This is a genomic window from Aliarcobacter sp., assembly GCF_041672065.1.
GTDB lineage: Bacteria > Campylobacterota > Campylobacteria > Campylobacterales > Arcobacteraceae > Aliarcobacter > Aliarcobacter skirrowii.
On the sequence record NZ_JBAZAH010000061.1, the window covers coordinates 1 to 9776 of the forward strand.

At 27.7% G+C, this 9776-nt stretch carries 6 protein-coding genes; all 6 read right to left on the minus strand.

The window, feature by feature from the left end:
• Positions 1-164 precede the first annotated feature (164 nt).
• Positions 165-1439, minus strand: coding sequence for an HlyD family type I secretion periplasmic adaptor subunit (locus tag WC168_RS08250; protein ID WP_066354833.1), 1275 nt, complete (start codon positions 1437-1439; stop codon positions 165-167).
• A 1-nt stretch (position 1440) separates the two neighbouring features.
• On the minus strand, positions 1441-3573 hold the full coding sequence (locus tag WC168_RS08255; RefSeq protein ID WP_372618626.1) for a type I secretion system permease/ATPase: 2133 nt from the start codon (positions 3571-3573) through the stop codon (positions 1441-1443).
• 11 nt (positions 3574-3584) lie between these two features.
• Positions 3585-5372, minus strand: a complete 1788-nt coding sequence (locus tag WC168_RS08260; RefSeq protein ID WP_372618628.1) for a tetratricopeptide repeat protein — start codon at positions 5370-5372, stop codon at positions 3585-3587.
• Positions 5373-5425: 53 nt separating this feature from the next.
• Positions 5426-6232, minus strand: a complete 807-nt coding sequence (locus tag WC168_RS08265) for an FkbM family methyltransferase (protein ID WP_372618630.1) — start codon at positions 6230-6232, stop codon at positions 5426-5428.
• Entirely contained in the window at positions 6232-6921 is a 690-nt protein-coding gene (locus tag WC168_RS08270; RefSeq protein ID WP_279135149.1) for a SapC family protein, read from the minus strand. The genes WC168_RS08265 and WC168_RS08270 overlap by 1 nt, the downstream gene beginning before the upstream one ends.
• Before the next feature lie 48 nt (positions 6922-6969).
• The coding region (locus tag WC168_RS08275; RefSeq protein WP_372618632.1) for a beta strand repeat-containing protein at positions 6970-9776 on the minus strand (2807 nt) is incomplete at its 5' end.

The following is a 9776-nucleotide window of genomic DNA, read 5'->3' on the forward strand; positions in this document are numbered from 1 at the left end:
AGTTGCGGTGGTGCTTCTCTTGAAGTAGTTAAACAATATATTGAAAGTCAAGAAACATCTAATTAATATCTCGTTTTCTAAGTTTAATATGCTTACATCCTCTCCTTAAAAGAAGAGGTTTTTCGCATTAGGATGAATAAATAATTATCTTAAAAGTTGAAGTATCAATTCTCACTCAATGCATTCTTACCAATATTTTTAAGAGGTTTAAGAATATATTCTAAAATAGTTTTTTTACCAGTTAAAATATTTACATTTGCAACCATTCCTGGTAAAATAGGCATTTCTTTACCAAAATTATTAACCTCTGCATTAATTTTTGCAATGTAGTAAATAGAACCATTTTTATCTTCAAAACTATCTGGAGATATTGAAATTAACTTTCCATTTAATAATCCATATCTTGAAAAATCGTAAGCTGTTATCTCGATAGAAACATCTTGACCCTCCCAAATAAATGCTCTATCTGAACTCTTTATCTTAGCTTCAATTGTCAAATTATCCTCTATTGGGGTAATCTCTGCTAGTTTATCTCCGGGTTTTACTATCCCACCTTCTGTGTAAAAATAGAGCTTGTTTATTATTCCATTTACAGGGGAAACTACAGATTTTCTTTGTTCTCTATCTGCATTAGCTTTATTTTTTTCTACAAGTTTATTTATTTCTGTTTTAACTTCCGTATATTTGTTTAATAACTTACTTTTATTTTCAGATTCAGCAGAAGCTATTTTTTTTCTTGCTTCTTCAAGTTCTTCTTGTAATATAGGAATGATATTTTTAGTCTCTTCAATTTGTGTTACAATACTTTGCTTTTTTGACAATTCAGCTATATACTCTTTTTTTGAAGCTACTTTTTTATTTAATAGTTCATCTAAAATTTTCATATTTTCCATAGCTAAATTTAACTCAATATTAAGATTATTAAATCTAATTTTAGCCTCTTTTAATTTATAAACTTTTTGATTAAATTGGTCTCTAGCAATTTCAATCTTTCTTTGATTATTTTCCAACTCTTCATAAAATATTTTTGTTTCATTTTCTACAATTTCAGGAATTTTTTGTTTTAAGTTTTCTGGGAAATCAACAACAGTTTTATTTTCTATTAATGAATCTAATCTAATTAGAATTACTTGAAAAGTCAATAAATCTATCTCTTTTGTAATTGAATCAGCACTAAAAAATGCATTTGAAAGGTTGTAAATAGTGTCACCTTTTTTTACACTATCTCCTTCATTTAATAAAATAGCAGATACTATTCCTCCCTCTAGATTTTGTATAACTTTTGTTTGTCCAGAAGGAACAACTTTACCAGTTCCTTTTATAGTTTCATCTATTTTGGTAAAAGCAGCCCATAATAAAAAAATAATAACAAATAGCATAATTGGAATTACTGTGGTATAGTAGTTCCAATCTTTTTCTTCAAATAACCTATTATCCATACTATCTCTTTTCTTGAAGTGATGCTAAAACTAAATTTTTAGGTCCATCAGCAACTACTTTTCCTTGATTTAAAACAATTATTCTATCCACTAAATCTAATGCTGCAAATCTATGAGTAATAACTATCAATGTTTTATTTTCTAATACTTGTTTCATATGCGATATTAAAGTTTTTTCAAGTCCAACATCGAGTCCTGTTGTTGGCTCATCTAAAATTAAGATGGGAGGATTATTTAATAAAGCTCTTGCTAATGCTACTAAATGTCTTTGACCAACAGATAAATTAGAACCTCTTTCACCAACTTGCAATCCATCACCTTGTCCTGACTTTTTAACTAAATCCTCTAATCCAGTAATTTTTATTAATTCCATAAGCTTTTTTTTGCTAACAGGTGTTGCTAATTCAATATTTTCTTTTAGTGTTCCTGAAAATAAAAAAGGTTCTTGAGGCATTACACCAATATTTTGTCTAATTTCAATTGGATGAATAGTTGATATTTCATGATCATCTAGATAAACTGAACCTTTTGTAGGTGCATCAAGTCCTGTTAAAATTCGTAAAAAAGTACTTTTACCAGCACCTGTTTGTCCAATAATACCTACTTTTTCGCCTTCTTTTATTTTAATATTACAATTATCTAAAGATGGGTATTTACTATTTTTATAATAAAAATCAACATTTTTAAACTCAATATTTCCTTTTATTTCACCCAAACCTATTTCAATATTTTTATCATTTTCTAGCGGTAAATGCCAAAAATCATTTATATTATTTAAAGATTCTTTTATCTCTTTTAATTTTATAACAGTCATTGAAACTTGAATTACAGGAACCATTGCCCTGCTAGCTAAAATTGTAACAGCAATTAATCCACCAACTGATAAGTTTTTGTTTGCTATCTCAAATACTCCAACAAAAATAACCAGAAGTGTAACAAATTGAATAATTGTTTGTGAAAGATTCATAGAAAATACATTTAAAGATTGTATTTTATGAGTTACAGAATCTGTTAAAGCAATAATATTTCTCCAATTAAAAAGCTTTGTAGAACGAGCGTTTGAAAGTTTTATCATTTCACTTCCTTGAATTGTTTCAACCAGAAAAGAGTGCTTTGCTTGAATATTTTCAATATTTTTTTTGCTTAAATTTGAAATTGGTACTTGCATAGCAAAATTAAATATTAATACTAAAATTGCAACCAATAAAGGTACTAGTGCTATCATTGGTGAGATAATAAATATTACAGTAACCGCTAAAAAGAAAAATGGAAAATCTACTACTTGTACAACAGATTTTGTAGCAAAAAAATCTTTAATCAAAGCTAACTCTCTAAAAAGATTTGCTTTTGTTCCAACTAACATAACATCATATTGAGATTGAATACTTAAAACCTTTTTTAAAAGTTCTTCTTCTAAATAAACTCCTAACTCCTTTCCTACTTTTTCAATTATATAATTTCTAACACTTTTGAAGAATATATCAAATAAAAGTATAATAACAACACCAACAGCTAATACAAAAAGTGTTTCTGTTGCATTGTTTGGAACAACCCTATCATAAACACTCATTGAAAACAATGGAAGTGCAAGGGCAAAAATATTAATAAAAAAAGTTAAAATACCTATTTCTATATATGATTTACGAAATTTTTTTACAGGATTCCAAAACCAATCTTTATCTTTTATTTCATCTAACATTTTTTCTTTTTTAGGATCCCTAAATACTAAAATAGCTTTTTTAAAATTATTTAAATAATTATTATCTTTTCTTATCTCTTCATTTTTAATAGGATCATACAAAAAGCATTCTTTTCCTTTTTTCTTTAAGACATATGGTATATTACTATCATCAAAAATAATACAAGGCAAAAAATGGTTTGGAATATCTAAAGCTTTTATATCTCTAGCAACTGCTGTAAGACCTACTTCTCTAACAATGTCAATTGCTAGTTCTGGGGTAAAACCTTGATTTGATTTTGCACTAAAACTAATAATTGTATTTAAAGATATTTCTCCAAAATAAAAATCTAAAATATTCTTTAGTGCAAATAATAAGGGGTACTCATCTCTATTTAAATTGTTATCTTCAAATACTGGATCTCCTTGCTCTACATTTTTTTCTTGTTTTTGCAAAAATAGACCTCTCAACTAATTATGATTTTATATTTTTTTGAAAGTTTCGCATTTATAGATTGAAACACCCCATCCCAAACTCTTGCTGTTTTTTGTCTAAATAGTTTTGCACTTGGATACCATTTTGTAAGTTCTCCCTTATTCGTCCATCTCCAATCTGGAATTTTTTGTAAAGGAATCCAAACTTCTTTATTTAAAGCACCTGCAAGATGTGCAACTGCTGTATCTGAAGATATTATCAAGTCTAAATTATGAATTAAACATGATGTTTTTGAAAAATCTGTAAGACTAGAAGTTAAATCAATAATTTTATCTTCATATCCAAGTTTTTTAATATCTTCACTTCCCTCACCCACTTGTAAAGAATAAAGATTTATTTTTTGATTATTCATAAGTGGCTCAAAAAATTTTAAATCAAAAACTTTTCCTTCATAACTTTCACCTGTAACTGATGCACTCCAGCAAATTCCAATATTAATTTTTCCTTTTTCTTTTTTGATTTCTAATTCTTTATAAGAAGTTGATTTAAGATAAGGAATTCGTTTTGGTAAATCATTAATACTTTTCATTCCTAAAACAAATGGCATACTCATAATAGATAGTTGATAATCAAATTGAGGTGTTGCTTCGTTTCTATCAGCAATCACATCTATTTCTGACATTGTTTGAAATAATTCTTTTAAACCTTCTCTACATTTTACTGCTATTTTACATCCAAATTTCTCTTTTATTTGAGGTAAAAATCTTATAAATTGAATACTATCTCCGTATCCCTGTTCTGAATGAAGCAATAAAACTTTACCTTTAATATCCTCAGCACCTGTAAAAAGTGGTTTTGAAAAAATATCTTTATGTCTTATTATATGTGGAATCATCTCATCTTTTTTAAATCTCCATTCATACTCTTTCCATCCGTTTTCAAAATCTTCCATTGCTAAATACATCGTTGCTAAATCAAAATGAGCATTTACAAAATTTGGATCTAATTCAATTGCTTTTTTATATGAAGAGATAGCCTTATTTGATAATCCCAAATATTTATATGAAGTACCTAAGTTACTATATGCATTTGAACCATTAGGTTCTAATTCTATTGATTTCTCGTGCAGTTTTGAAGCTTTTTCATAATCATTTAGCTTATTGTATACATTTCCTAAATTCGTGTAGGCTCCACCATGATTTGGCATTTTAAGAATAGCCATTTCTAAAGATTCTATTGCTTTGTCATACTCTTTTGCTTTATTATAAGCTGCACCTTTATTGCTATATACTTCAAAATAGTTTTCATCAACTTGTAAAGCAATTTCAAAAATCTGAGCTGATTCTTTATATCTTTTTTGTTTATATAAAACAACACCTATATTATTTATAGATTTTGCATGATTTGGGTTTATCCTAACAGCTTGTTTATAAGCCTCTATAGCTTTATTATTATCCCCTATTAATTCAAAAACTATCCCTATATTATTAAAAGTATTAAAATCATTTGGATTTATCTTTAAAATATCCGAATATACTTGTAAAGCCATTTTATAATTTTTTATCTCTTTAAAAATATTCGCTAAATTGTTATAAATCGGTAAGTTTTTTGGATCTAATTTTATAGCTTCTATATAACATTTTATAGCTCTATTAATATCTCCTTTAATTTTAAAAATAACTCCTAAATTTCCATAAATAAATGAAATTTTAGGGTTTGTTTTTAAAATCTCTTCATATAGAGATTTTGATTTATCATAATCTTTTTTTTTAAAAAATTCAATTGCTTGTTCAGAAAGTTTTTTTTCTTCTTGAGTCATACTTCAACCTTAAAATAATTAAAACACCATTATTATATCAAATTTAATCAATATTATCTCTTCATTGGATGAAAGCTAGAATCTAAAACTTCAACCATATCAATAACTTTAATATCTAAATCTTTATGAATACAAAACATATTCACTGAAACAATATTTCCAAAAATATTTTCTTCTTGACAAAAAAAATTACTTTTATTGTAAAGCTTTGGCAAATGCCAATACATTTTATAATCCAAGCTCCATAATAACTCAATTAACTCTTTAGAGTGTTCTTGCCTATCGTTTTCAACGTAAATAATTGGTCTAAATTTGTCAATCAACTCTTTTGCACCTTTTATTACTAATATTTCCATACCTTCAACATCTATTTTTAATAATTTCAATCTATTTATTTTATTCAAAAAATTATCTAATTTTTGTTTATTTACGGTTGTTCCATTTTTAGTATTTTCAATATTTATTCCACCAAAATTATTATTTTCTTTAAAATTACATTCAGGAATTATTATAGTTCCATTTTCATTACTAACTGCTTCTTGATATGCAAATACATTCGAAATACTATTTAGTGCAAGATTTGCACATAAATTTTGGAAAATCAATCTTTGAGGTTCAAATGCAAATACAAAACCATTACCCACAAGTTTTGAAAGATAGAGAGTATGTGCTCCTATATTTGCTCCAACTTCTATTACAACATCTCCAGCTTTACAAATTTGTTCAAATATTTTTGCTTCAAGATATGAAAACTCTCCATACTTTTCTATTGATTTTCCAATATAGATATCATTCTTATTGTATAAAATAGTTCCATGTCTTGCTTCTATTAACTTATTAAATCTGTTCTCTAATACCATTACTTAAAATTTAATCTTAATATTTTTTCAAAATTTGGAATAGATTTTAAGTGAGCATCTAAAATACCCATCCAACCTTTTCTTGCCCAAGATGCTACAGTTTCATCATCTAATTGTACTAATTTATGAATATCTATAATATAAAATTCACTTAAAATAGTTTTTTCTTCATTATTAATATTAATTTTTAACTCTTTCTTTATTAATAAATCATTTGATTTTAATTCAGCAATAATTTTTTTTGAAATATCTCTTTGTCGATTTAATTCTCTTACTAATTCAACTTTAGCCAAAGCCTCTTTAGTTAAATTTTTATCTTCATCAAAAATATCAAACTCTTTATCTTCTGATACAAAATCACTATTATTATCAAATGCAATTACACTATTTAATTGTTCTTTATCATCTCTTACTTCAACATTTAAAAAAGGATAAGCTCTTATAAATGCAGGTATATAAATATCTGATTTATTAAAAATAGATATTTCAGGTGTAATTCCTGTAAATGCTAAGAACTCTGCATTTTCTCCTGAGCTAATAATAACAGCACAGCTATGACTAGCATACCAAACTTCACTAAATCCAAGAGGAATAAGTCCAACATTTTTAGCTATTTGTGTTGTATCTACATTATCAAATTTTAACTCTTTTGATTTTTCTTTATCTAATATCTCTATGTTTTTGTACATTTTTATCCTTTTTTTAATATTAAAAATTTGCTAAGTTATAGCTATTTTTTATAATCCATCTACGATCAATGTCGCACCATTATCTAAGGTATATGACCCATTAGTAATTGCTGTTGTACCTGAATCATCACCACCATATTTAGTTCCATAATTATTTGTAAATTCAAATTTAGAAGCTGCATCTGCATCTAATGTTAATTTCAATGAATTTGAACTAGTCCAGCTATTAATTAATGCTCCTGTTAATGTGTATTCTGCATTTGTTCCACCATCGCTTGTATCAGCTCCTACAACTAAGTCAGTTGCTGTTAAATCTAATGCTTCAATATTATCAAACGCACCTGCTCCAAAGATATTTGTATCTGTTGAAATAGAAGAACTTGTACCTGTAACATAAATTTCATCTTCACCATCTCCACCATCTACTTTATAATCTCCTTGTTCAATTCTAGTAAAATCAAGCACAAACTCATCACTGTTTGCACCTCCATTTACTTGAACAGATGAAGTTGTATCTGCTTCTAAGTATGCTTTATTTTGACCATTACCTAAATCAAGTGTTTTTATTCCTGCATTAAACTCATCACTTCCAAAAGTTACAATATCATCATTTTCACTAAAGCTTAATTTTTCTAAATTATTAATCTTACTAAAATCTAAATCCTCTGTAATAGCTGAAGAGAATTTAAACTCATCATCTCCACCTTTTGTATCAATAGCTGATGAAAACTTTGATTTAAAAGTATCAAAACTTGACTTATCTGTAAATGTAACTACATCTGCTTCTGTTGATAAATTAAGGTATTCAAATCCAGATACATTAAAATCACTACTAGCAATAGTTCCACTTCCATTTATATTTAAAGTATCTATTCCACTTGTATCTGTAATAATATCTGCACTTGTTAAGTCACTCATATTTGATACATTTATAGTATCATCTCCAGCTCCAAGATTAATTGTATCATTTCCTGATGAAAGAGTTAGTGTATCGTTTGCAGATGTTCCTTTTATATTATTATCTCCAATGCTATCATTAATAGTTAATGTTCCACTTAAACTATTTGTAACTCCACTTAAATCTAAAGTTTCTCCTGCTATAGTTGTGAGTGTTAATGAACCAGCACCACTTAATGTTACTGTTCCTGTAGTTGCTACATCTAAAGAAGTTATTTGTGATGAAGCTATCGTTCCTGTATTGGAGATAAATATATTCTCATTTCCTAATCCAGTTATTGTTCCAGCACTATTTGCTGTGTATGCAGTTTCTATTTCTGATGCTGTTCCTATTAGTGATGTAACTGCAGCTGCATTTATAGCAACTGATGTTTTATTATCTAATTCAGTTAAATGTTTAGCTTCAACACTTCCTGCACTTACAGTCAGTGTTAAAGCATCTGCTGATGTTGCATTTGTTAAAGCACTATTTAAATTTGATGCTGTATCTGCACTTACTGTTGCTGTTACTACTCCTGTTGTTTTACCAAGTATTGTATTTACATTTGTAGCACTTTGTGTATCTGTAATTGTTATATTTTCATCACCAAGATTTGAATAATTACTCGAATTTATTACATAAATATTATTTAAATCTGTAAAAGTACCACTTACTGATGTTGCTGTTACACTTATTGCTATATTTGTTTTTCCATCAAGTGATATTAAATCAGAAGCTGTCGCTGTTGCTCCATTTACAGTTAGTGTTAAAGCATCTGCTGATGTTGCATTTGTTAAAGCACTATTTAAATTTGCTGCTGTATCTGTACCTACTGTTGCTGTTACTACTCCTGTTGTTTTACCAAGTATTGTATTTACATTTGTAGCACTTTGTGTATCTGTAATTGTTACAGCTTCATTTCCAAGTCCACTTATTCCAGCTGATGAATATGCTGTATTTAAATTTGCATATGTTTCTGTTATTGATGTTATACTTGATGCATTTACTGCCACACTTGTTTTTGTATCAAGAGCTAATAAATTTGTTAATGAGCTTAAACTTGTATCAGTTATAGTTAATGTTAAAGCATCTGTTGATGTTGAATTTGTTAAAGCACTATTTAAATTTGATGCTGTATCTGCACTTACTGTTGCTGTTACTACTCCTGTTGTTTTACCAAGTATTGTATTTACATTTGTAGCACTTTGTGTATCTGTAATTGTTATATTTTCATCACCAAGATTTGAATAATTACTCGAATTTATTACATAAATATTATTTAAATCTGTAAAAGTACCACTTACTGATGTTGCTGTTACACTTATTGCTATATTTGTTTTTCCATCAAGTGATATTAAATCAGAAGCTGTCGCTGTTGCTCCATTTACAGTTAGTGTTAAAGCATCTGCTGATGTTGCATTTGTTAAAGCACTATTTAAATTTGCTGCTGTATCTGTACCTACTGTTGCTGTTACTACTCCTGTTGTTTTACCAAGTATTGTATTTACATTTGTAGCACTTTGTGTATCTGTAATTGTTACAGCTTCATTTCCAAGTCCACTTATTCCAGCTGATGAATATGCTGTATTTAAATTTGCATATGTTTCTGTTATTGATGTTATACTTGATGCATTTACTGCCACACTTGTTTTTGTATCAAGAGCTAATAAATTTGTTAATGAGCTTAAACTTGTATCAGTTATAGTTAATGTTAAAGCATCTGTTGATGTTGAATTTGTTAAAGCACTATTTAAATTTGATGCTGTATCTGCACTTACTGTTGCTGTTACCACACCTGTCGTATCACCTGCTACGATATTTACATTTGCAGCACTTGAAGTATCACTTATGCTTACTTCATAATTTGCTGCTGTTGTAAATACTGCTCCTGTGTTATTTACAATTTCTAACATTTCTG